General features: G+C 73.1%; 22 protein-coding genes. 12 read left to right on the forward strand and 10 right to left on the reverse strand.

Features of this window, described 5'->3' with window-relative positions:
• Positions 1–50 precede the first annotated feature (50 nt).
• Positions 51–1,385, forward strand: coding sequence for a serine/threonine-protein kinase (locus IEZ08_RS11295; protein ID WP_068922389.1), 1,335 nt, complete (start codon positions 51–53; stop codon positions 1,383–1,385).
• A 129-nt stretch (positions 1,386–1,514) separates the two neighbouring features.
• Here the strand turns inward: IEZ08_RS11295 and IEZ08_RS11300 are convergent, their stop codons facing one another.
• The gene (locus tag IEZ08_RS11300; protein WP_068922390.1) at positions 1,515–2,276 is read right to left on the reverse strand and encodes an IclR family transcriptional regulator; all 762 of its coding nucleotides are present in this window, start codon (positions 2,274–2,276) and stop codon (positions 1,515–1,517) included.
• A 117-nt stretch (positions 2,277–2,393) separates the two neighbouring features.
• Between IEZ08_RS11300 and pobA the strand changes: the two genes are divergently transcribed.
• The 7 genes from pobA to IEZ08_RS11335 all read left to right on the forward strand — a co-directional run bounded on the left by pobA (position 2,394) and on the right by IEZ08_RS11335 (position 10,435).
• The gene (gene pobA, locus IEZ08_RS11305) at positions 2,394–3,563 is read left to right on the forward strand and encodes a 4-hydroxybenzoate 3-monooxygenase (RefSeq protein WP_068928568.1); all 1,170 of its coding nucleotides are present in this window, start codon (positions 2,394–2,396) and stop codon (positions 3,561–3,563) included.
• On the forward strand, positions 3,560–4,819 hold the full coding sequence (locus IEZ08_RS11310; protein WP_068922391.1) for a thiolase family protein: 1,260 nt from the start codon (positions 3,560–3,562) through the stop codon (positions 4,817–4,819). Before pobA ends, IEZ08_RS11310 begins: the two co-directional genes overlap by 4 nt.
• Positions 4,816–5,484 carry a protocatechuate 3,4-dioxygenase subunit beta gene (gene pcaH, locus IEZ08_RS11315; RefSeq protein WP_084779831.1) on the forward strand — a complete coding sequence of 223 codons (669 nt, stop codon included), beginning with the start codon at positions 4,816–4,818 and terminating at the stop codon, positions 5,482–5,484. Before IEZ08_RS11310 ends, pcaH begins: the two co-directional genes overlap by 4 nt.
• Positions 5,481–5,969, forward strand: coding sequence for a dioxygenase family protein (locus tag IEZ08_RS11320; protein ID WP_068922393.1), 489 nt, complete (start codon positions 5,481–5,483; stop codon positions 5,967–5,969). The genes pcaH and IEZ08_RS11320 overlap by 4 nt, the downstream gene beginning before the upstream one ends.
• A 103-nt stretch (positions 5,970–6,072) precedes the next feature.
• Positions 6,073–7,452, forward strand: a complete 1,380-nt coding sequence (locus tag IEZ08_RS11325; protein ID WP_229803047.1) for a lyase family protein — start codon at positions 6,073–6,075, stop codon at positions 7,450–7,452.
• A gap of 105 nt (positions 7,453–7,557) precedes the next feature.
• Entirely contained in the window at positions 7,558–8,751 is a 1,194-nt protein-coding gene (gene pcaDC, locus IEZ08_RS11330; RefSeq protein WP_189242106.1) for a bifunctional 3-oxoadipate enol-lactonase/4-carboxymuconolactone decarboxylase PcaDC, read from the forward strand.
• Positions 8,752–8,968: 217 nt separating this feature from the next.
• Entirely contained in the window at positions 8,969–10,435 is a 1,467-nt protein-coding gene (locus IEZ08_RS11335) for an aldehyde dehydrogenase family protein (RefSeq protein WP_189242107.1), read from the forward strand.
• A gap of 16 nt (positions 10,436–10,451) precedes the next feature.
• Here IEZ08_RS11335 and IEZ08_RS11340 read toward each other — a convergent pair whose 3' ends face one another.
• From IEZ08_RS11340 to IEZ08_RS11350, 3 genes are all read right to left on the reverse strand, one after another.
• The gene (locus IEZ08_RS11340) at positions 10,452–11,408 is read right to left on the reverse strand and encodes an endonuclease/exonuclease/phosphatase family protein (RefSeq protein ID WP_189242108.1); all 957 of its coding nucleotides are present in this window, start codon (positions 11,406–11,408) and stop codon (positions 10,452–10,454) included.
• A 147-nt stretch (positions 11,409–11,555) separates the two neighbouring features.
• Positions 11,556–12,608, reverse strand: coding sequence for an NAD(P)H-dependent amine dehydrogenase family protein (locus tag IEZ08_RS11345; RefSeq protein WP_189242109.1), 1,053 nt, complete (start codon positions 12,606–12,608; stop codon positions 11,556–11,558).
• A gap of 30 nt (positions 12,609–12,638) precedes the next feature.
• The gene (locus IEZ08_RS11350) at positions 12,639–13,427 is read right to left on the reverse strand and encodes an SDR family oxidoreductase (protein WP_189242110.1); all 789 of its coding nucleotides are present in this window, start codon (positions 13,425–13,427) and stop codon (positions 12,639–12,641) included.
• 297 nt (positions 13,428–13,724) lie between these two features.
• On the opposite strand from IEZ08_RS11350, the gene IEZ08_RS11355 reads away from it, so the two are divergent.
• Entirely contained in the window at positions 13,725–13,910 is a 186-nt protein-coding gene (locus IEZ08_RS11355) for a hypothetical protein (protein WP_068922400.1), read from the forward strand.
• A gap of 100 nt (positions 13,911–14,010) precedes the next feature.
• Entirely contained in the window at positions 14,011–14,700 is a 690-nt protein-coding gene (locus IEZ08_RS11360; protein ID WP_229803048.1) for a hemerythrin domain-containing protein, read from the forward strand.
• Positions 14,701–14,905: 205 nt separating this feature from the next.
• Here the strand turns inward: IEZ08_RS11360 and IEZ08_RS11365 are convergent, their stop codons facing one another.
• From IEZ08_RS11365 to IEZ08_RS39470, 4 genes are all read right to left on the reverse strand, one after another.
• On the reverse strand, positions 14,906–15,721 hold the full coding sequence (locus IEZ08_RS11365; protein WP_068922401.1) for a DUF2382 domain-containing protein: 816 nt from the start codon (positions 15,719–15,721) through the stop codon (positions 14,906–14,908).
• A 122-nt stretch (positions 15,722–15,843) separates the two neighbouring features.
• Positions 15,844–16,395 carry a GNAT family N-acetyltransferase gene (locus IEZ08_RS11370; RefSeq protein WP_189242111.1) on the reverse strand — a complete coding sequence of 184 codons (552 nt, stop codon included), beginning with the start codon at positions 16,393–16,395 and terminating at the stop codon, positions 15,844–15,846.
• Between the two features lie 63 nt (positions 16,396–16,458).
• The gene (locus IEZ08_RS11375; RefSeq protein WP_189242112.1) at positions 16,459–17,640 is read right to left on the reverse strand and encodes an ROK family protein; all 1,182 of its coding nucleotides are present in this window, start codon (positions 17,638–17,640) and stop codon (positions 16,459–16,461) included.
• Between the two features lie 210 nt (positions 17,641–17,850).
• On the reverse strand, positions 17,851–19,722 hold the full coding sequence (locus tag IEZ08_RS39470) for a sensor histidine kinase (protein WP_203863329.1): 1,872 nt from the start codon (positions 19,720–19,722) through the stop codon (positions 17,851–17,853).
• A gap of 107 nt (positions 19,723–19,829) precedes the next feature.
• On the opposite strand from IEZ08_RS39470, the gene IEZ08_RS11385 reads away from it, so the two are divergent.
• Positions 19,830–20,282: a hypothetical protein gene (locus IEZ08_RS11385; RefSeq protein WP_068922405.1), complete on the forward strand. Its 453-nt coding sequence runs from the start codon at positions 19,830–19,832 to the stop codon at positions 20,280–20,282.
• Positions 20,283–20,431: 149 nt separating this feature from the next.
• On the opposite strand, the gene IEZ08_RS11390 is transcribed toward IEZ08_RS11385, so the two are convergent.
• Positions 20,432–20,992, reverse strand: a complete 561-nt coding sequence (locus IEZ08_RS11390; RefSeq protein ID WP_068922406.1) for a carboxymuconolactone decarboxylase family protein — start codon at positions 20,990–20,992, stop codon at positions 20,432–20,434.
• A gap of 108 nt (positions 20,993–21,100) precedes the next feature.
• Between IEZ08_RS11390 and IEZ08_RS11395 the strand changes: the two genes are divergently transcribed.
• Positions 21,101–21,658: a TetR/AcrR family transcriptional regulator gene (locus IEZ08_RS11395; protein ID WP_068922407.1), complete on the forward strand. Its 558-nt coding sequence runs from the start codon at positions 21,101–21,103 to the stop codon at positions 21,656–21,658.
• A gap of 128 nt (positions 21,659–21,786) precedes the next feature.
• Here IEZ08_RS11395 and IEZ08_RS40225 read toward each other — a convergent pair whose 3' ends face one another.
• Positions 21,787–23,295 carry a S1 family peptidase gene (locus IEZ08_RS40225; RefSeq protein ID WP_189242113.1) on the reverse strand — a complete coding sequence of 503 codons (1,509 nt, stop codon included), beginning with the start codon at positions 23,293–23,295 and terminating at the stop codon, positions 21,787–21,789.
• Between the last annotated feature and the right edge of the window lie 211 nt (positions 23,296–23,506).

The raw sequence follows: 23,506 nt of genomic DNA on the forward strand, positions 1-23,506 counted from the left end.
CATCGGCACCGGCCCCCGATGGCGAACGGTGAACGGGAAAGGGGCGGGCGGTGTCCGAGCTCGGTCGGCTGGAGGCGCGGGATCCGCGGCAGGTCGGCGCCTACCGGCTGGCCGGAATCCTCGGAGAGGGCGGCCAGGGCACGGTCTACCTCGGTCACGATCCCTCGGGGCGGCAGGTGGCCGTCAAGGTCCTGCACGCCCGGCTGGCCGCCCAGGACGCCGTCCGAGAGAGGTTCGAGCGGGAGGCCGACCTGGCCCGCCGGGTGGCGGCGTTCTGCACCGCCCAGGTGCTGGCGGCGGGCGTCAGCGACGGGCGGCTCTACCTCGTCAGCGAGTACGTCCCAGGCCCGTCGCTGCAGCGGCTGGTCACCGCCGAGGGGCCGCGCGCCGGAGGCGGGCTGGAACGCCTGGCCATCGCCACCGCGACCGCGCTGTCCGCCATCCACCGGACCGGGATCGTGCACCGCGACTTCAAACCGGCCAATGTGATCATGGGGCCGGAGGGTCCGGTGGTCATCGACTTCGGCATCGCGCGCGCACTCGAGGCCGACACGACCCGCTCGGCGCTGGTGGGCAGTCCCGGCTACATGGCGCCCGAGCAGCTCTCCGGCCTGTCCGCCTCCCCGGCCTCCGACATCTTCGCCTGGGCCGCCACCATGGTCTACGCCGCGACCGGTCGTCCGGCGTTCGCCGGACAGCACCCGATGGCGGTGATGGGCGCCGTGCTGAACGGCAGACCGGACCTGTCCGGGGTCCCGGAGGGCCTGCTGCCGCTGCTGGTCGCGTGCCTGGCCAAGGACCCCGCCGCCCGGCCCGACGCGGCCCGGGTGCTCGCCGCCCTGACCGGGGGCGGCGCCGTCGCCGTCCCGAGCGGAGGGAACGGGCCGCGGCCGGCGGGATGGACGGCGCCCGGGGCGCCTGCCGTCTTCACCGCCCCGGGATCGCCGGGTGCCTTCACCGCCCCGCCCGCCCCGGTCGCCGGGCCGCAGGGTGCCTTCACCGCCCATGGACCGCCGGGTGCTTTCACCGTCCCGGGATCGCCGGGCGCCGGACCGCCGAACGCCTCCACCTTCCCCGGGTCCTCCCCGGACGCCGGGCGACCTGGCGCGGCCGACCCCTCCCAGCGGCACAGAACGGTGCGCAGCCTCTGCATCGCGAGTCTCGTGTTCGGCGCGGCGCAGGTCGCGGTGATCTACGGGGGCGCCTTCGGCGATCTCAGCGAGACGGCCCTGCTGAAGCTCGCGCCACTGTGGATCCTCTGTCTCGCCTTCGGCGGCGGCGGGCTGCTGATGCCGCGGCCCACCCTGGTAAAGGCGGGCGCCGTCGCCGTCGTGGCGCTCCTGCTCGCGGTCGTCTTCTACTGGACGCTGTGGCCCCTGCTGTAGAGGCGGCGCGCCGATCCCGCGGGCCGCGCGACGTCCGCCGAAGTCTCGCCCCGGGTCTGCGGCGAGCCGCGCGTCCGTCCCCGCCTGGGTGCCTCGGTGCCTGGGTGCCTGGGTGCCTCGGTCCGCGGCTCAGGCCGCGTGCGCCCGGGCGTAGTCGTGCGCGATCCGGTCCGCCGCGGCCAGCAACGGCTCCACCAGGCGCTTGAGCTCGCGCGCCCGCCGGGAGGACACCACGAGGCCGACGGCGGCGACCGCCCGGCCCCCGACGAGGACCGGAGCCGCGGCCGAGCACGAGCCCAGGGTCATCTCCTCGAAGGTGAGCGCGTATCCCTGGGCGCGTACGGCGGCCAGCTCGCGGGAGAGCCTGCCGGGCTCGGTGACGGTGTGCGGGGTCGGCCGCTCCAGCCGCCGCGCCAGGTAGGAGCTGACGAACCACTCGGGCTCGTGCGCCAGCAGCGCCTTGCCGACGCCGGTGGGGTGCATGGGCAGGCGCCCGCCGGTGCGGGAGACGATCGGCACGGCCCGCCTGCCGTGCACCTTGTCCACGTACAGCACCTCCATGCCGTCGCGGACGGCGAGGTGCACGTTCTCCCCGGTCGTGACGAACAGCTCCTGCAGCCAGGGGTGGGCGAGGTCCTGGAGCCGGGCGGGGGCGAGCTGGCCGAGCTCCCACAGCCGCATGCCGACGCGCAGGCGGCCGTCGGAGGTACGGCTCAGCGCCTGCCACTCCTCCAGCTGGCCGACCAGCCGGTGGACGGTGGACAGCGGGAGCCCGCTCCTGCGGGCGATGTCGGAGAGGCTGAGCTGCGGGTGGGCGCTGTCGAACGCGCCCAGGACCGCCAGCACCTTGGATGTGACCGAGCGCCCCGGCTCGCGCGCCCCACCCGCCATGATCGTCTCTCTCCGTCCCGGTCCCACCGGTGGATCCGGTGAGAATCATGCCCCGGTCTTCCACTGAGTGGAAGTTTAGTCTCGGTTTTCCCGGCGTGGCGCTGGATGCTCTCCTCCATGCGAACACAGGTCGGGATTATCGGAGCCGGCCCCGCCGGGCTTCTGCTCTCCCATCTCCTCCACCTGCGCGGCATCTCCTCGGTGGTCCTGGAGCGCCGCAGCCGCGACTACGTGGAGCGGCGGGTGCGGGCCGGGGTGCTGGAGCAGGGCACGGTGGACACCCTCGTCGAGTCGGGCGTGGGCGAGCGGCTGCTCCGCGAGGGGCTGGTGCACGACGGCATCGAGCTGCGCTACGGCGGGGCGGGTCACCGCGTCGCCTTCGAGAAGCTGGTCCCCGGGCGGGCCATCACGGTCTACGGCCAGCAGGAGGTGGTCAGGGACCTGATCGCGGCCCGGCTCGCCGCGGGCGGCGACATCCGCTTCGAGGTGGACGACGTGGCCGTGCACTCGCTGGAGGACGCACCGTACGTCACCTTCGGCGGGGAGCGCCTCGACTGCGACTTCATCGCCGGGTGCGACGGCTTCCACGGCGTGTCCCGGCCGTCGGTGCCCGAAGGCGTGATCACCGTCTACGAGCGGGAGTATCCCTTCGCCTGGCTGGGCATCCTGGCCCGGGTGGCGCCGTCCGCAGAGGAGCTGATCTACGCCCGGACCGGGCGTGGCTTCGCCCTGCACAGCATGCGCTCGCCGGAGATCAGCCGCTTCTACCTGCAGGTGCCCGCCGGGCAGGACCTGGACGAGTGGCCGGACGAGCGGATCTGGGCGGAGCTGAAGGCCCGCCTGGAGACCGTGCCCGGCTTCACCCTGGCCACCGGGGAGATCATCGAGAAGGGGATCACGCCCCTGCGCAGCTTCGTCGCCGAGCCCATGCGCCACGGGCGGCTCTTCCTCGCCGGAGACGCCGCGCACATCGTTCCGCCGACCGGGGCCAAGGGGCTCAACCTGGCGGTCGCCGACGTCCGGGTGCTGACCGAGGCGCTGACCCGCTTCTACGCCGACGGCTCCGCCGCGCTGCTCGACGACTACTCGGACATCTGCCTGAAGCGGGTCTGGCGGGCGCAGCACTTCTCCTGGTGGATGACCACGCTGCTGCACACCTTCGACTCCGACGACGCCTACGGGCGCCGCCTGCAGACCTCCTACCTGGACTACGTGACCTCCTCCGACGCAGCCGCCACCACGCTGGCGGAGAACTACGTCGGCATGCCGTACGAGGTGTCGCCATGACAGGTGCTCCCACGACAGACGTCTACATCGCCGACGCGGTCCGCACCCCGATCGGCCGGTACGGCGGGGCGCTGGCCGGCACCCGCCCCGACGACCTGGCCGCCGAGGTGATCGGCGCGCTGCTGAAGCGGGCCCCCGGCCTGGACCCCGCGCGGATCGGCGACGTGGTCTTCGGCGCGGCCAACGGCGCGGGCGAGGACAACCGCAACGTCGGCCGGATGGCGGCGCTGCTGGCCGGGCTCCCGGTCTCGGTACCCGGCGCGACCGTCAACCGGCTGTGCGCCTCGGGCCTGGAGGCGGTGGTCCAGGCCGCCCGCGCGGTCGCGGCCGGGGACGCCTCCGTCGTGGTCGCGGGCGGCGTGGAGTCCATGAGCCGCGCCCCCTGGGTGCTGCCCAAGCCCGAACGCGGCTACCCGCGCGGCCACGAGCAGCTCTACTCGACCACGCTCGGCTGGCGCATGGTCAACCCGCGCATGCCGGGGGAGTGGACGATCTCGCTGGGCGAGGCGACCGAGCTGCTGGCCGCCCGGTACGGCGTCGGCCGCGAGGCCCAGGACGAGTGGGCCGTACGGAGCCACCGGCGGGCGGCGCGGGCGTGGGACGAGGGCCTGTTCGACGCCGAGGTGATCCCCTCCGGAGGGCTGGAGCGCGACGAGACGATCCGCCCGGACACCTCCCCCGAGGCCCTGGCCACGCTGAAGCCCGCCTTCCCCGGCGCGCTCGCCCGGCTCGGGGACGCGATCACCGGGGCCGAGGGCGCCGTGACAGGGGGCGCCCCGGCTGAGGGAACGATCACCGCGGGCAACTCCTCCCCGCTCAACGACGGCGCCGCCGCCCTGCTGATCACCGACGCCCGGGGCCTGGCCGAGCACGGCCTGCGCCCGCTGGCCAGGGTGGTCTCCACCGGAGTGGCGGGCGTGGACCCGGCCTCCTTCGGCATCGGCCCCGTGCCCGCGGTCGCCAAGGCCCTGGACCGGGCCGGGCTCGCCCTCGGCGACCTGGACGTCGTCGAGTTGAACGAGGCGTTCGCCGCGCAGGTCCTGTCCTGCCTGGCGAAGTGGCCCGGCCTCGACCCCGAGACCGTCAACCCGCAGGGCGGGGCGATCGCGATCGGCCACCCGCTCGGCTGCTCCGGGGCCCGTCTGGCCGGGACCCTCGCCCACCAGCTCGCCCGCCGCGGCGGCGGCCTCGGCGTGACCACCCTGTGCGTCGGCGTCGGCCAGGGACTCGCCCTCGTCCTGGAAGGAGTCTCATGATCCACCCCCCGAACCTGAGCTCCGGCTACCGGAGCACGATCCTGCGGGCGCCGTCCCGGCCGCCGGTCCCCTTCAAGGCCGACCCGGACACGATCGAGCTGACCGGCCCGGTCTTCGGGCACGAGGAGGTCGGCGCGCCGGACGCCGACCTGACCCGGCAGCACGCCGGCGAGCCGATCGGCGAGCGCATCGTCGTCACCGGGCGGGTCCTGGACGAGGCGGGACGCCCGATCAGGAACACGCTGGTGGAGGTCTGGCAGGCCAACGCGGCCGGCCGTTACGCCCACGAGCTCGACCGGCACCCGGCGCCGCTGGACCCCAACTTCACCGGCGCGGGGCGGTGCCTGACCGACGACGAGGGCCGCTACCGGTTCGTCACGATCAAGCCCGGCGCCTACCCCTGGCGCAACCACCACAACGCCTGGCGCCCGGCGCACATCCACTTCTCCGTCTTCGGCACCGCGTTCACCCAGCGCCTGGTCACCCAGATGTACTTCCCCGGCGACCCGCTGTTCCCCTTCGACCCGATCATGCAGTCCGTCCGGGATCCCGCTGCCCGCGAGCGGCTGGTCGCCGCCTTCGACATGGACACCACCGAGCCGGAGTGGGCACTGGGATACCGGTTCGACGTCGTTCTCGGCCGCACTCCCATGGAGGACGAATGATCACCCCCTCGCAGACCGTGGGACCGTTCTTCGCCCACGGCCTGCCGTACGCCGGGGACTGGGAGATGGCCCCCGAGGGCCACCCGGGGGCGATCACGATCACCGGCCGGGTGCTCGACGGGGCGGGAGAGCCGGTGCCGGACGCGCTGCTGGAGCTCTGGCTGGGCGAGACCGGGACACGCGGCGTCCTCACCCGCGAGGGGGAGGGCGCCTGCGGGTTCGGGCGCTGCGCCACCGCGCCGGACGGGACCTACCGGTTCCGTACGGCACGGCCGGCCGGGCCGTACGGCTCGCTGCTGGTCTTCGCGCGCGGCGTGCTGCGCGCGGTGCTGACCCGGGTCTACCTGGAGGACGTGCCCGACCCGCTGCTGGACGGCCTGGAGCCCGAGCGCCGGGCGACGCTGCTGGCCCGGCGGGACGGCGACGTCTACCGGTTCGACGTCCGCCTCCAGGGGGAGGGGGAGACGGTCTTCCTTGACTACTGACAGCCCGTACGGCCCGGGCGGCCCGTACGGCCCGGGCGGCGGAGACGGCCCGGACGGCCCTGTCCGGCGGGACGGGCGGAGCGGCGCGGATGGAGGTGGAGCGGTGGAGGCCGACAGCGGGCTGCTCTCGCCCGTGCGGGCGGGCACCGCGGCGGAGGCGGCCACCTCGGACCGGGCCTGGCTGCGCGCGATGCTGGAGGCCGAGGCCGCCCTGGCCCGCGCGCAGGCCCGGGCCGGTACGGTTCCCGCCCGGGCCGCCCGGGTGATCGGCCAGGTGGCGGCCACCACGACCGTCGACCCGGCCCACCTGGCCAGGGTCGCCCGTCAGGCGGCCAACCCGGTCGTGCCGCTGGTGGCCGAGCTGAGGCGGGCGGTACGCGCCGTCGACCCCCGGGCGGCGCGCCACGTCCACCAGGGGGCCACCAGCCAGGACATCCTCGACACCGCGGCCATGCTCGTCGCGCGCCGGGCCGTCGGGACCGTCCTGGACGGCCTCGACCGGACGGCGGCCGGGCTCGCCGGGCTGGCCGAGACCCACCGCGACACCCTGATGGCCGCCCGCACGCTCGGGCAGCACGCCGTGCCCACCACCTTCGGGCTGAAGGCCGCGACCTGGCTGGCGGGCCTGCTCCAGGCCCGCGACCGGCTGCGGAGCCTCCGCCTGCCCGCCCAGCTCGGCGGGGCGGCGGGCACCCTGGCGGCGTTCGGCCTCCCGACTCCCGGCGTCCCGCCCGGTCCTGAGAGCTCCGCCGAGCTCTCAGATCTCGGGGAGCTCGGGGAGCTCGGGGACCCGGCCAGGGTGCTGGGGCTCGCCGGCCTGTTCGCCGAGGAACTGGGGCTGGACGCTCCGGGGGTGCCCTGGCACGCGGAGCGGTCGGTGATCGCCGAGCTGGGCACGGCCCTGGCGGGGGCGGCGGGCGCACTCGGGAAGATCGCCACCGATGTGATCCTGCTCGCGCAGACGGAGGTCGGCGAGGTCGCCGAGTCCTCCGGAGGCCGGTCCTCGGCGATGCCGCACAAGCGCAATCCGGCGCTGTCGGTGCTCGTCCGCTCGGCCGCCCTCCAGGTCCCCGCCTACGCCCAGGTGCTGGCTTGCGCGCCGCTCGCCGAGCACGAGCGGGCCGTGGGCGCCTGGCAGGCGGAGTGGCAGCCGCTGCGCGAATGCCTCCGGCTGACCGGCGGGGCCGCCGAGACCGCCGCGGAGCTGGTCGCCGGGCTCCAGGTCTTCCCCGAGCGGATGCGCGCCAACGCGGATCTGACCGGCGGGCGGCTGGTCTCCGAGCGCCTCGCCGCCCACCTGGGCCGGGACGTTCTGGACCGGGCGTCCGGACGGCCGGAGCCGCTGCCGGAGACGCTGGCGGGCCGGGTCCCGGAGGAGCTGTTCGACCCGCAGGGCTATCTGGGAGCCTGCGGAGCCCTCATCGACCGCGTCCTGACCGGCTACCGGTCGGTCGGCGGCGGGGCGGACGGGAAAGCGCCGTGAGCGGACGCGGGGAACGGCGGGGGCACGGGGACCGCGAGCGGACGCGGGAAATCGTGAGTGATCGGAAGAGAAGAGGATGATCGTGAACCTGCGGGAGCCCCGGGCATGAGACTGCACCACCGGATCGACGGGCCCGCGGACGCCCCGCTGCTGATGCTCGGCCCCTCGCTGGGCACCGGCATGGCGGTCTGGGAGCCGCAGCTGGAGGCACTGACCGCCGCCTGGCGGGTGCTCCGCTACGACCTGCCCGGCCACGGCGGCTCGGCGCCCGCCACGGGCTTCACCTTCGACGCGCTGGCGGAGGCCGTGCTGGATCTGGCGGGCGGGGAGAGGTTCGCGATCGGCGGGATCTCCCTCGGCGGCGCGCTCGCGGCCACCGTCGCCGCGAACGTCCCCGACCGGGTGACGCACCTGGTGATGTGCTGCAGCTCCGCCCGCTTCGGCGAGCCCGGCCCGTGGCTGGAGCGGGCGGCGGCCGTACGGCGCGACGGCCTGCGGCCCCTCATGGAGTCCCTGCTCGGCCGCTGGTTCGTCGCCCGCATCTCGGAGAGCGACCCCGTTCTGCTGCACTGGGTCCTGAGCATGGTGCACGGCGTGGACCCGGAGTCCTACGCGGCCTGCTGCGAGGCCGTCGCGGGGTACGACCTCACCGCCCGGCTGGCGGAGATCAGCGCGCCCACCCTGATCGTCGCCGGGGCCGAGGACCCGGCCACGCCCGTCGAGCACTCCCTCGCGCTGGCGCGCGGCATCCCCGGCGCCCTGCTGGCCGTGGTGCCCGGGGCGGCGCACCTGGCCAACGTCGAGCGGGTCGAGGCGGTCACCTCCGCGATGGTCCGGCACCTGGGCGGGAAAGACGCGAACGGCGGTGACGGGGACGACCGGGAGGATGGGGACGACCGGGAGGATGGGGGTGGCCGGGAGGACGCGCGCCGGGCGGCGGGCATGCGGACCCGCCGCGAGGTGCTCGGCGACGCCCACGTCGACCGCGCCGTGGCGAACACCACCGCCTTCACCGCGGACTTCCAGGACCTCATCACCCGCTACGCCTGGGACGAGATCTGGAACCGCCCCGGCCTGGACCGGCGCACCCGCAGCTGCGTCACGCTGACCGCGCTGGTCGCCGGGGGGCGCCTGGAGGAGCTGGCCATGCACGTCCGCGCGGCACTGCGCAACGGCCTGACCCCCGACGAGATCAAGGAGGTCCTGCTGCAGACCGCGATCTACTGCGGGGTGCCCGCCGCCAACGCCGCCTTCGCCGTGGCCCAGCGCACCCTCGCCGAGTCCGCCCCCGCGGAGTAGGGATCCGCCCGGCCGGGGTGACAGACCTGCCTCCGGAGCGCCCGGCCGGAATGACTGGAATGAGAGGTAGATGACGGATGCCCTGATGTGACGTTTCCCCCTCCTCGATCATGGGCACTGGCTGAGCGGCTGTCCGGCGGCGGGAACGGGCCGGGGCCCAGGCGTACGAGACGGCCGCCGGGAGCGGTCCGCACGGGTAGGGGAGGCGTGGGCGCGGATGAGGACACTCTGGCTCTTCGCGGACGGCGAGTGGCGGGCGAGCGCGAGCACGGACACGATCGTCGTGGACGACCCCGCGACCGGGGAGCGGGTGGGCGAGTGCCCGCGCGGCTGCGCGGAGGACGTCGAGGCGGCCGTGCGGTCGGCGCGCGGTGCCGCCGCGGGCTGGGCGCGGGTGGCCCCGGCCGAGCGCGCGGCACTGGTACGCCGCGCCGCGGCCCGGCTCAGGGAGCACGCCGACGAGCTGGCCCAGCTGGTCACGCGGGAGATGGGCAAGCCGCTGGCGGACGCGCGGGGCGGCGTCGAGGCCGGGGCCGGGACCCTGGAGCAGTACGCCGAGCTGGGCCCCCTGCACGGCGGCCGCACCCTCCAGGGCGGCTGGGACGCGACCGACCTGATGATCCGCGAGCCGCGCGGGGTCGTCGGCGTCATCACCCCGTGGAACGACCCGGTGGCGATCGCGTGCGGGCTGATCGGCGCCGCGCTGGTCACCGGGAACACGGTGGTGCACAAGCCGTCGGAGCGCACCCCGCACGCCGGGGCCCGCCTGGTCGAGCTGCTCGCCGAGGACCTGCCGCCCGGCGTGCTCACCATGGTCGCCGGAGACCGGAGCGCGGGCGCGCCGCTCGCCGCCCACCCGGACCTCGACCTGCTGGCCCACGTGGGCTCCACCCGGGCCGGGCGGGAGATCGCCGCGACCGCCCGCTGCCGGGTGCTGCGCGAGAACGGCGGCAAGGACCCGATGATCGTGGACGAGGGCGTCGATCCGAAGTGGGCGGCCGCGCAGGCCGCGCTCGGGGCCTTCGCCAACGCCGGGCAGATCTGCGTCTCGGTCGAGCGGATCTACGTGCACCGGTCGGTGGCCGAGCCGTTCACCGCCGCCCTGGTGATCGCGGCGCAGGCGCTGCGCACGGGATCCGGACTCGACGAGGCGACCACGCTCGGCCCCCTCGTCGACCGCCGCCAGCGCGACATCGTCCACGAGCACGTCCGCTCGGCGGTCGAGGCGGGCGCGCGCCTGCTGACCGGCGGGGAGATCCCCGACGGGCCCGGGGCGTTCTACCCGGCGACGGTGCTGGCCGACTGCACCGACGACATGCCCGTGATGCGGGAGGAGACGTTCGGCCCGGTGGCGGCGGTCCGCGTCGTCGGGAGCTTCGACGAGGCGCTCGCGCTGGCCAACACCGGGGAGTACGGCCTGGCCGCCACCGTGCTCACCCCCTCCCTCGCCCACGTCCAGCGGGCCTGGCGCGAGCTGCGGGCCGGGACGGTGAAGGTCAACGCCGTCTTCGGCGGCGCCCCGGGCGGCGCGGCGCAGCCCCTCGGCGCGAGCGGGGAGGGGTTCGGCTACGGTCCCGAGCTGCTCGACGAGATGACCCATACCAAGGTCGTGCACATCGCCGCCCTTGAGGATCCCGCCACCTTCGAGCGTCCCGCCGTTCCCGGGAACGGAGCCCTGCCCTGAGGGCGGGGGTCCACCGTCAGGTCGCCGTCGTGGGCAGGCCCAGCTCGGCGAAGACCGGGCGGTGGTCGGTGCCGGGGAGCGGGTGCACGCTGAAGGCGTGCACCGCCATCCGCCTGTCGGCGAGCACGTGGTCGATCGTCACCCCGAGGATGGGTTCCCAGCCCTGTTGCGGCCAGGTCGGGACCAGCCCCTGCCCGGTCGCGTCCGCGGCGTCCCGATAGCCGCTGTCCAGCAGCTCACGGACCGGGAGGTGGTCGAGAGTGGCGTTGAAGTCGCCGGCCAGCACCCGCAGCTGCCCGCCCGCCTCCGGCAGCGCGTCGAGGCCCGTGGCCCAGCACGGGCTCTTGTGCTCGTGGCTCGGCGCGCACGGATGCACGGAGACGACCTCGATCTCGTGCCCGGACGGGTGACTGACCACGCCCCTGGCCTGCCGGAAAGCTCCCAGTTCGATCAACGGCCGCTCGCTGACGGGGTGCCGCGAGTACAGTCCCGAGCCGCCCACCCCGGTCTTGGCGCGGTCCACCACGTGCGGCATCAGCTCGCGCAGCCCCGCGTCGTCCAGGCGGTCGCGCGCCTCCGGCGTGAGCTCCTGGACGGCGAGCACGTCGGGGTCGAGGTCGCGCACCAGGTCCATCACGGATGCGGTATCGGCCGCGCCCACCGCCAGGTTCGTGGCCAGCACCCGCAGCCGCTGGTCGGCGGAGGGGAGCGTGCGGCCGTCCTCGAAGTGCCGGGGGAGTACGACCGCCACCAGCGACACGCTCGTGACCAAGGCGACGGCCGCCGCGGTCCACCGGCGCAGCCCGAGCGAGAGCAGAAGGGGGATCGGCGAGGCCGCCGCGGCGTAGGGCGTGAACGCCACCAGCGCGATCCACTGCCACACGGGGGTCCAGCCGCCGACCCGCAGCACCGCCCACACGGCGAACGGCGACAGCACGAGCCAGACCAGCGCGCCCACCCATCGAGACTTCATCACGGGAGGGGAGCGTAACGGGCCCTCGTGCAGATCCCGTGGAGATCCGTATGGTTCTCTGGGGAGATCTGTGGATCGCCGGAGAAAGTCCCGCTGATCGGAGAAAGTCCTGTCGGCCGTGCCCGGCCCCTCCGGACCGGACGCGCCTCAGCGGAGCAGGCCGCGGCCGGTGACCAGGGGCAGGTCCAGGGCGGTGAGCAGGCCCGGCGGCGCCTCGACCACCGCGGGGACGGCGTTGACCAGTCGCATCGCGGTCGCCTTCAGCCCCGCCGTGTTGTGGTCGCCGTCGCTGCCCAGCAGCTGCAGGTCCAGCGTGTAGTCCGGCTCTCCGGACACCACGACGCGGTAGCAGCCCCTGCCCGCGGGCTGCGGCCAGTCCGGGCCCAGGTCGTCGCGGAGCCGGGTCACGTGCTCCAATACGATCACCGGCCTGCCGTGCCGTACCCCCCGGACCTCGAAGCGCAGCGCGGCGGCCGTGCCCTTCTCGATCGTCCCGGACGCCACCTCGAACGTCTCCGGTGCGGGCAGGCGGGTGTGCCACTCCTCGACGCTGTCGAGCTCGACGTCCAGCCCGGCCGCCAGCTGACGGACCACGCTGCCCCAGGCCAGGGTGAGTACACCCGGCCGGAGCAGGAACGGCACCTCCTCCAGGGGCCGGCCGAAGCCCATGATGTCGAACAGCACCATGGGCTGGTCGTAGGTCGCGTAGTTGAGCACCTCCATGCAGCGCACCTCGTCGATGCGCTCGCTGATCGAAGTCAGTGAGAGCGGCAGCCAGTCGTTGGCGTAACCGGGGTCGATGCCGTTCACCCAGATCGAGGCCGAGCCCTCCCGCGCCGCCTCTCGGATCGGGCCGTCCATCGAGCCGTCGGGGAACTGCAGGAAGACCGGGCCGCTGGCCACGACGTTCGCGCCCGAGCGCAGGATCCGGGCCAGGTCGTCCAGGGCCTCGAAGACGCGGTCGTCGGCCATCGCGGTGTAGACGACGCAGTCGGGCCGCAGGGCCAGCAGCGCCTCGGCGTCGCCGGTGGCGGCCACCCCGATCGGGCCCAGCCCGGCCAGCTCGCCGGCGTCGCGGCCGACCTTGGCCGGGTTCGACACGTAGACTCCGGCGAGCTCTAGGTCGGGCCGGGCGTGGATGCCCGCCAGCGTGTTGCGCCCGACGTTCCCGGTGCTCCACTGCACCACTCTGTACACCATCGTCTCTCCTACGGTCGGGCGGTGCCTGCGCTACAGGTCGGGCAGGCCGAGGTCGAGGTTGGGCCGGTCGAGGCCGCCGTCCACGTCGAGCACCGTGCCGGTCACGTACCCCCCGGCGGGGGAGGCCAGGAACAGCACGGCCGCGGCGACCTCCTCCGGGTCCCCGATCCGCTTCAGCGGGGTGGCCTGCTCCATCCGGGTGCGCAGGTCGTCGTCGGTCATGACGATGTCCAGCGCGGAGGTGGCGACCGACCCGACGGCGAGCGCGTTGACGCGGATCCGCGGCGCCAGGTCGAGCGCCGCCAGCCGCGTGTAGTGCGCCAGCGCCGCCTTGGCCGTGCCATAGGCCAGGTAACCCCGCCCGGCCACGCGCCCCATCACCGACGAGATGTTCACCACGGTCCCGCCGCCGGTCCCGATCAGGTACGGCACCGCCGCCCGCGTCAGGTCGTGCGCTATCCCGACATTGAACTGGAACGCGTTCTCTAAATGTTTGCGCCCGGTGTCCAGGAAGGCCCGGGGGAGCGCGCCGCCGACGTTGTTGACGACCACGTCCAGCCGGCCGAACGCCTCGGCGGCCCGCCGTGCGAGGTCCTCGGCGGCGCCGGGCCCGCTCAGGTCGGCGGGGACCACCAGGGCCCGCCGGCCCGCGGCTTCCACCTGCTCGGCCACCGCATGCAGCTGGTCTTCGGTCCGGGCGCAGATCGCCACGTCCGCCCCCGCCTGCGCCAGGGCCACCGCGGTCGCGGCTCCGATGCCGCGGCCCGCGCCGGTGACCACGGCCGCGCGGCCGGGGATGCGGAAACGGTCCAGGATCATTTCAGGCCTCCCGTACCGCAGCCTAGAACCTATCTAGAACTTGTTTCAATATGTCGGCCGGATGGATTGGTGGAGATCGCCGTCGGACGACCCGGAACGCTCCCCGGACGCTCGCCGGGGCGGGGGCGGAGCAGCTTCCGCCCGCCGTAGTAGGCGATGGCGGTCAGCGGCTGGATGTTCGGGGGAACCGGTTCTTAGCCGGTTCTGATCGGCGGGAGGACGCCGCCGCCCGACATACAGGTCCTCTCCGTGGGCACACCTTGCCGCATCGGTACGAGGCAGAAGGAGGAAGGACGCATGTCACAGCCCGAGGAGGACAGGCCGCTCGCGGACCGCAGGGACGGGCCGGAGGAGTACGGCGAGCCGGATTTCGCCGGGGAGTTCACCCCCTCCGCGACGGACCCGGCCGGCCAGCCGGAGGACGACCCGGACGAGCGGGTGTACGGGCAGGACGAGGGTTACGAGGAACCGACCGGGGTGTGAGCCCGGCGGGGGAGCGGCCGAAGGTCACCCGATGGGAATCGGGGGGAAAAGGCTTGCTGCGCGGAGTCGTGTCCGTGCTGTCGGCATCAGCGGATTTGCGATGTTGTCGGAGGTGATGGCCCCGTTCCTGGCGCTCGTCGTGGACGGCGCGGGCCGTCACCACCGGGCCGCCGGGCCGGTCCGCGGGGCCGGCCCGCTCATGGAGAGAGGAAAACCGCTGATGAGCATGACTCGGGAGACCGATGTCGTCGGCGTGCTGATGCACGACCACCGTGAGGTCGAGGAGATGTTCACCGAGCTGGAGGCGTTGGGCGCGGGGGACACCGAGCGGCGCCGGGAGCTGACCGAGAAGGTCATCACGGAGCTGGTGCGCCACGCGGTCGCCGAGGAGGCCTACCTGTACCCGGCCGTCCGCGACCTCATCCCGGGCGGTGACGCGCTGGCCGACCGGGAGCTGGCCGAGCACGCCGAGGCCGAGGAGACGATGAAGGAGCTGGAGCGGACCGACGTGTCCGAGGCCCGCCACGGGATCCTGCTGAACCGGCTGATGACCGAGGTCCGGGCCCACGTGCAGGAGGAGGAGAACGTACTCTTCCCCACGCTGCGTGAGCACGCCGACGAGAGCAAGCTGGCCGAACTGGGCCACAAGATCCAGGCGATCAAGAAGATCGCACCCACCCGGCCGCACCCGATGGCCCCCGACACCCCTCCGGGCAACATGGTGATGGGCCCGCTCGCCGGCCTGGTCGACCGGATGAGGGACGCGATCACCGGGCGCGGAAAGGACTGAGCTCCTCCCGCGCCGGGCTCTTCTGCGCCGGGTACGGCGGTCGCGATGGTCGACGACGGGAGGCTCGTGGGCGCGGTCGCCCTCCAGGTGCTCCTCGACCGGGACCTGGGTGGGGACCTGAGCGGGGCGGTACGGCGCACCGCCCCGGCACCGGGAGGGGCCGGGGCGGCGAACCGGCGGGGGCGGGTTCCGGCGGAAGGGGCGGTCAGAGGCTGCCGCGGCCGGAACCACGGCCGCGATCGGTCTCGTCGATATCGCCCTCGGCCTCGATCCGCTCCTTGCGGACCTGCTCCGAAATCGCCTCCTCGTCGGCGATCTGCTCCTTGGTCAGCCGGACGCGCTCGACCGGGACGGTCTCCTTGGCGACGACGGGCCGCTCCTCGTACAGGGTGATCTCGTGCTCGTCTTCGCTGAGTTCCGGCCCGCTCAGCGCCTCGTCCACGTTGGCGGCGGTGACGGGCTCGCGCTCGATGCGCGCCCGCTCGTGGCTTGTGGGGACGGTGATCTGCTGCTCCTCGGTGACGATGTACTTGCGGAGCCGGGCCTTGCCGGTGGGGTGGGACTCGCTGCCGACGTGCAGCTGCTCCTCCGAGCGGGTCATCGCGTCGTCGGTGGAACGGCCCAGCCGCTCACGTTCCTGTAGTCCTCCGGCGTGTGCCCAGCCGGTCTCGCCCGGCTGGTTGGCCTGCTGCCAGGACGACTCCCAGTCGATGTTGTAGTAGCGGTAGAGTTCCCTCTCCTCCTCCGCCGACAGGTGGCCGCGGGAGTCCACGTCGACGTTGGGTGCGTCCTTGATGGTCGCCTTGTCGTAGGGGACCTCCACGTGGTCCTGGACCAGACTGGCATCCCGGATCGGGACGAAGGTTTCGTTGAGACCGAACAGGCCCGTCTTCACGCACAGCCACTCGGGCTGTCCGGTGGCATCGTCGAGGAAGACGTGCTTGACGTCCCCTATCTTGTCGCCGTCGGTCGCGTAGAGCGGATGGTTGATCACCAGTGGTATCTGCTCCTGCGTGATCATTGCTTCCCTTCCTTCTCTTCTCGTCCGTCAGGCCCTCTATACCGCCCCCAATTTCTGAAAAACGCCCATATTGCCACATAGAGTAAATCTAGATATAAACGTCTTTTTATTGGTGGGGTTGTTTAGGAGTCGTCAGACGGGGTCGTCGGAGTGGTCCCCGGAACGCAGCGGTCCTCCGGAAGGAGCCAGAGCACCTCGCCGTCCACCCGTTCGGCGGTCGGTGCGAGTCCGAGGCGCCGGGCCACGGCGGCGGAGGCGGTGTGGCCGGGGTGGATCGTGGCGGCGACCGGGGTTGCGCCCCGCTCTCCGAGCCAGGCGACCACGGCGCGCGCGGCCTCGGTCGCGACGCCTCCGCCCTGCCAGGGTGTGCCGACCACCCAGGCGACCGTCGCCCGCTCCGGGGTGACGGTCGCCTGGACGTAGCCGACCAGGGCGTCCTCCAGGCGGATGACCCAGTTGAGCCAGGCCTCCGCGCTGCCGGACGGAGGCCCGGCGAGCACGCGGGTGTAGCGGTCACGGAGCTGCGCGGCGGTGGCGGGGGAACCGCCGATGAAGGTGTGCAGGGCCGGGTCGGCCAGAGCCGCGGCCATCTCTTCGGCGTGCTCGACCCGGAGGGGTTCGAGCGTCAGCCGGGGCGTGCTGATCCCCTCGGCGCGGAAGGACGGGTGGTCCATGAAGGGAGTCCTTCCTGTCGCGGTGCGGCGGGGCTCCGGGAGGTGTGGCCCAAGGGGGGCGGCCTATGCCCGGGTGACGGCCTGATCGACGGTGTCGGGGGACAGGACGTGATCGATGACCATGACGGCGGCGCCGATCACGCCCGCGCGATCGCCCAGTTCGCTGGCGGTGATGCTCAGGTGTTGGGTGGCCAGGGGAAGCGACCGGCTGTAGATGACCTCCCGGAGCCCGGCGAGAACCTGCTCCCCGCCCTCCGCGATGTCACCGCCGATCACGATCGTCGAGGGGTTGAAGAAATTCACGATCGAGGCCAGGACGTCGCCGAGCTCGCGCCCGGCCTGGCGGATGAGCTGGACGGCCCGGGTGTTGCCGCTGCGGGCCAGGCGGATCACGTCACGGCTGTCGGCCGCCTCCACTCCGTCGGCGCGCAGGCGGGCGGCCATGGCGGCGCCGCCCGCGACGGCCTCCAGGCAGCCGACGTTGCCGCAGCGGCAGACGGTGTCGAGACCGGAGGCGACCCGGATGTGCCCGATGTCCCCGGCCGCGCCCTGGGCGCCCCGGTGCAGGCGGCGGTCGCTGATGATGCCGCAGCCGATGCCGGTCCCGATCTTGACGAAGATGAGGTGGTCGGCCTCCGGGCGCGCGGCCCAGTGCTCGCCCAGGGCCATGATGTTCACGTCGTTGTCGACGAGGACGGGCACGCCCAGGTGCTCGCCGAGCCACTCGGGGACGGGGAAGCCGTCCCAGCCCGGCATTATCGGGGGGTTGACCGGCCGTCCGGAGCTGTGCTCGACCGGGCCGGGCAGCCCGACGCCGACGCCGCAGACCTCGCCGAGCGAGTGGCCGGTCTCGGAGAGCATCTCCTGGAAGGTGCGCTGCAGCCAGGTGAGCGTCGGCTCGGGGCCGCGGTCGATGGGCAGCTCGGCCGCGCGCTCGGCCAGGACCTCGGTGCTCAGGTCGGTGACCGCCACCCGGGCGTGGGTGGCGCCCAGGTCGGCGGCGAGGACGACACGGGCCGAGCGGTTGAAGGTGAAGGCGACGGCGGGGCGGCCGCCCGAGGAGATCGCCTCCTCGGTGGGGACGATCCACTGCTGGCTGATGAGCGCGTCGAGACGCTGCGCCAGGGTGGATCGGGCCAGCCCGGTCAGCTGCACCAGCTCCGCCCGGGTGCGGGCCTGACCGTCGCGCAGGATCGTCAGAAGCGCCCCCGCGCCGGCGATGGACCCACTCGCTTCGCTCAGCATGCGCACAGTCAACACCCCTCGTTTTCCCACGTCAAAGCCACTTGACCGCGCTCTGCGATCCATTATGACGGGTCGCGTGCTTCTTTTGCTTAACCGACGTCATAAGTCAGTTTTAGCATCTCGAAACACAGGGCAAATAGGGCGGTCGCCGACGGATCGTCCTCTCCTTCCGCCCGCAGCGTGCGGGGGTGCCGGTGACGGCCGGGCCGCCTACGGGAGCGCGGGCGCCTCCTCGGCCGTTACCGCCGCCGGGATCAGCACGATCGCGCTGGTCCCGCCGTAGGGGGAGGGGCGCAGGGTGACCCGGACGCCCAGGCGGGAGGCGAGTGTCGCGACCACGAACAGGCCGAGCCGGTCGCTGTCGGCGAGATCGAACTCGGGACTCTCGGCCAGGCGGCGGTTGAGCTCGGCCAGCTCCGGCTCCGGGACGCCCATGCCGCGGTCCTCGACCTCGACCGCCAGCCCGGCCGCGGCGAGCTCGGTACGGATGATCACCCGCGTCTGCGGCGGGGAGAACACCGTCGCGTTCTCCACCAGCTCGGCGATCAGGTGGATGAGGTCGGTCACGGCGGACCCGGCCAGCGAGACGGACGGGGCCGGCAGGACCTGGACCCGCGCGTAGTCCTCGATCTCCGCCACCGCCGCGCGCAGCACGTCGATCACGGGGACGGGATTGCGCCAGCCCCGGCCGGGCGCCGCGCCGGACAGGATGATCAGGTTCTCCGCGTGGCGGCGCATCCTGGTGGTGAGGTGGTCCAGGCTGTAGAGGTCGGCGAGCGTCTCCGGCTGCTCCTCCTTGCGCTGCATCGCCTCAAGCTGGGTGAGCTGACGGTGGAGCAGCGACTGGTTGCGCCGGGCCAGGCTGACGAGGACCTGGCTGACGCCCCGGCGCAGCCGGGCCTGGTCCGCGACCGCCTCGTAGGCGGTGTGCCGGACCGAGTCGAGCGCCTGCCCGATGTCGCGGATCTCGGGGGTTCCCTCGACCCGGGGCAGCGGTTCCTCCGGTGCCGGCCGGCCCCGCCGGAGCCGGTCCACCAGCTGCGGGAGCCGTACCTCCGCCAGCTCCCTGGCCACGTCCCGCAGCGCGCCCAGCTCGGCGGCGAGCCGCCCGGCGAACCGCAACGAGAGCAGCACCGACAGCACCAGCACGACCAGGCCGAGGCCGCCCGCGACCGCGATCTGGACCAGGATGGCGGTCGCGGCCGGGATGACCCGGCCGACGAGCAGATCGACCAGCTGGGCCTGCTCGTGCTCGACCTCGTTCCAGAGCCGGTCGACGGGCGACAGGTCGGCGGGCAGCTGACGGGAGGCCGCGACGCGGCTCTCCAGCGTGACGAAGGCGCGGTTGACCGCGGAGGCGTCCAGCTTCCCGTACGGCCCGCGCAGCTCCGCGTCGAGCCGGGCCATGGCCTGCCGCTGCACCAGGCGGCGGGTCGAGACCAGCTGGGCGAACGCGGCGTGCTCGGCGTCGTTCAGCCTCCCGCCCGGGCCGACGGCCGTCAGCAGCGCCCGCTGCCTGGACAGGATCTCCTTGGCCTCGCCGAGCGCGGTGACCGATCGGGCCTGCTGGTAGATGGAGATGTCCGGGACCAGGATCATCTGGTCGTACATGCGGAACACCGAGTCGATGATCCGGTTGTAGGAGTCGATCACCCGGATCGCGTCCGCGGACCCCGAGTCGACCAGGGCGCGGGCGGCGGGGAGCCGGTCGACCTCGGCGAAGACCGTGGTGAGCCGCATCCGCAGGTCCTCGCCGACCGTCTCCTGGGTGTCCTCGGCGAGAACGAGCCTGCGGAAGGCGGCCAGCGCCCGGTCGGACTTGAGCCGCTGCTGGACGAGGAGCTCCCGGCCCGATCGGGTCTTCAGGTGGCGCGCCGACTGCAGCCGCTCGTACTGCAGCTCGATGACCGCCTTCTCCGAGGGGGTCGCCACGCCGTTGACCAGGGTGTTGATCTCCAGGAGCCGCAGCCCGTCACCCAGCGTCAGGCTCGCGGCGAAGCCCCAGAGCAGGACGAGGGAGACGATCGGCACCAGCAGCAGAGCGGTGACCTTGAAGCGGATCGGCCGGCCAGAGTTGTCCATGCGTCGCCTTGCGGAGAAATTTCATGATGAAATGCGCGATCAGGGATCGCCTGAGGTTACACCTCCCGCGATCTGCAGGTCAGACCCCGCTCTCGAAGGAGACCCCCGTGCGGTTACCGCGTACCGCGTCCGGATGGACCATCGCCGTCTTCGGCCTGCTCGCCTTCCTGCTCGGCGGCCTGGGGCTGATCTCCCCGGACACCGTGCTCGGGATGCTCGGGTTCGAGGTCGTCCAGAACCGCGCGCCGGGTGACTACACCCTCGTCTACATGGCCGCCTCGTCCATGGCCGCGGTGAACATGGGGATCTACTACATGCTCGCCGCCGCCGTGGACTTCCGGCCGTTCTTCCTGTGGACGGTCCCGTTCCGCCTGCTCACCTTCACCGTCTTCACCATGCTGGTGGTCACCGGGGCGGCGCCCGGGAAGTTCCTCGGCGTGGGCCTGTGGGAGGGCGCGGGCGCGCTGATCACCGGGGCGGCGCTGTGGTGGGAGGCGCGCCGGGGCGGACGCCCCGGCCCGCGGCCGTCGGCGGCGGTGCTGGATTCGCCGCGTCCATGAGTGCGGGACCGCGCACGCCGGAGCGATGGTCGAGGCGGCCATGATCCGGCTCATGGCCGCCCGACCGGCCGGGGAGGAGATCGAGCCGCACGTGCACGTCGCGCGTCCTGGAGCGGTAGGCGGTGCCCGCCGCCCCGGGGCGCGGCGGGTCAGGACGCGGCGGTGGTGCGGGGGTGGGGCAGGACGAGCGGCCATTCCACGTCGACGGCGAGGGTCTCGTTGACGTAGTTGGTGAAGACGTTGCGGGCGACGTTCGCCACGGTCTCGACGATCTCCTCATCGGTCAGGCCCGCTTGCCGGGCCCTTTCGAAGTCGTCCTGGCTGAGGTGTCCCCGGTCCTTGGCGATGGTCACGGCCAGGTGCAGGATCGCCGCGGACTTCGGGTCGTCGCTTTCTCCGCGCCGGGCGGCGTCGATCTCCTCCGCCGGAAGTCCGGCCACGTTGCGCGAGACCATGGTGTGCGCCGACAGGCAGTAGGCGCAGCCGTTCAGTTCGGCCACCGCCAGCGCGATCCGCTCCTGGTCTGCGGCGCGCAGCACGCCCTCCTTCAACGCGCCGAACAACCCGAGGAACCCTCGCAGTGACGCGGGACTGTTGGCCAGGGCCTTGGCCATGTTGGGGATCACCCCCATCGTCTGCTTGGTCGCCTGGAGCGACTCGGCGGGCGCTCCGGTCGCGGTGGCTGGGTCGATCAGGTTCACGCGGGCCATCACAGGTCACCTCTCTCCAAATCGAACAGAACTGTTCGTTCGATCACTCGGACCGTAGATCGTGTGCACCGATTCGTCAAACAGAACTGTTCGTTCGATACTGGGAGCATGAGGAAGACAGGAGCCCCGCCGGTCCGGGAACGACTGCTGGACACGGCCGATGCGCTCTTCTACGCCGAAGGCATCCGCGCGGTGGGCATCGACCGGGTGATCGCCGAGAGCAAGGTCTCCAAATCGACGATGTATGTGCACTTCCGTACCAAGGAAGAGCTGGTCGAGGCCTATCTGCGGCGGCGCACCGACCGGTGGCGCGCTCACGTGCACGCCGAGGTGGACCGGCGCGCCGACGACCCCCGGGGACGGGTGCTGGCGGTCTTCGATGTCTTCGACGAACAGTTGTCCGCGCCCGGCTACCGGGGGTGCCCGTTCGTCAACGCGGCCGCCGAATACCCGCACCATGAGGGAATCCAGAACGTCATCGCCTACCATCGGCGCTGGCTGACGGACCTGTTCCCGCACGTCGGCGCGGTGGACCGGGAGGAGCCGCTGGCCGCTGCGCTGCTCCAGCTCCTCGACGGCGCGGTGGTGGCCGCGCACCTGGACCGGGACCGGCAGGCGGCGCGGCGTGCCCGGCGAAGCGCCGGCCTGCTGCTGGCGGCACGCTGAGGGACGTACTCCGGCTGCGGTGGAACCGGCCTGGCCGGCTCCGTGCACCGGCTACCCACTGCTTCCTGAGACGGCGGCGCCGCCGTCCCGGGTGGGGGGACGGCGGCGCCGCGATCAGAGGGGGTGGGTTACGGTCTGGTCAGGCCGAGGGTGTAGGAGCCGGAGCCACTGTAGGCGTGGACCCGGACCCGGTAGGTGCCCGCGGTGCCGTTGTAGGTGAAGGCCTCGTCGGGATTGGGACTGGTGCCCTGGGCCACGGTGGTCCAGGTGGAGCCGCTCAGCCTCTGCAGGTAGGCGTCGAAGTCGGTGCCGTTGGGGCCGTCCAGGCAGATCCGGTGGGTGCCGGCGGCTGCCGTGTAGCCGCTGCTGCTGGGCTGGTAGGCGTTCTGGTTGGAGGTCAGCGAGCCGTTGTAGGTGTTCTGGTAGCCGCTGCACCCGGTCGGCGGGGTGCTGCCGCCCGCCAGGGTGAGCCCGTACGCCGAGAGGATCTCGTTGACCGGCTGGTGGTAGGTGGTCCCGCCGGAGGTGCAGTTGCCCGAGCCGCCGGAGGTGACGCCCTGGGCCTGGTCACCGGAGATGTAGGAGCCGCCGGAGTCGCCGGGCTCGGCGCAGACGGTGGTGCGGGTCACGCCGGTGATGGTGCCCTCGGGGTAGGTGACGCTGGTGTTGTGCTGGCTGATCGTGCCGCAGTGGTAGCCCGTCGTGGAGCCGGAGCGGCAGATGGACGAGCCGACGGCGCGCTGGGTGGAGCCGCGGACCGGCAGGATGCCGGAGTTGTAGGCGTTGACGACGCCGGTGGGGGTCCACTGGCTGTTGACCTCGACCCAGGCGTAGTCGTTGCCGGGGAAGGACGAGCCGCGGAAGGTGCCCTGGGCGACCCGGTTGTACCCGCTGGTCGTGGTGCCGACCCGGCCGCAGTGCCCGGCGGTGACGAACCCGCCCTGGCTGCCGGCCCTGGTGACCGAGAAGCCGACCGAGCAGCGCCCGCCGGAGCCCATGTAGTAGGCGTCGCCGCCGCGCACGTCGTAGAGCGGCTTGGGTTCCTCGGTGGAGGCCTCGATCCGGACGAGCGAGGCGTCCAGGCCGCTGCCGTTCACGAACGACTGGGCCTCGGCGGTGTCGCGGGCCAGCACGACGACGCTGTTGTTCTGTACGTCCACGTACCAGGACGGGATCGACTTCGGCGCGCTGTCGGCGAGCTCGTCGAGCCTGGCCTTGGCGGCGTCGAGCGCGGCCAGCGAGTGCTTGACCAGCTTGGCCTGAGCGCCGGCCTTGAGGATGTCGGCGACCCGGGTGGAGTCGCTGGTGGCGACCACCAGGTCGGCGGTGGGGCCGGCCAGCCAGAGCCCGGCGAAGTCGTCGGCGAGCTGCCGGGTGAACACCGACTCGACCTTGGCCGCGGCGGCCTCGTTGATCAGGCGGGTCTTGGCCTGCGCGCCGGTGATGCCGAGGTCGCGGCTGAGGGCGTCGACCATTGCGGGGTCGGTCTGGACGGTGGCCGCGGCCTGTGCCTTGGCCTGGGCGTACAGGGACTCGGGGGCGGATGAGCCGTCGGGTCCTGCATGGGCGATGGCGGGGGTGGCCACCAGCGTGAGGGCGAGCGCGAAGCCCGCCGTCACGGCACTTCTGCGGAGCATGTGATCTCTCCTCATGTTGGGGGGTGCGCCGTCAACGTAGCCGTGCCAACAGGGAAAGCGGGTCTACCACTTCGCTCCTATCGCCGCGTTATGGTCCCTTCCGGTGTGTCTTCTCGCGGGCCCGGACCGGGGGGCGGCGACCCCCGGCCCGGAGCGCGGGACGGGGCGGATGCCGTTCCGGAACGGGACCGGGGGATCCCGTTCCGGAGGG

It is taken from the genome of Planobispora rosea (assembly GCF_014648175.1).
GTDB classification, from domain to species: Bacteria; Actinomycetota; Actinomycetes; order Streptosporangiales; family Streptosporangiaceae; genus Planobispora; species Planobispora rosea.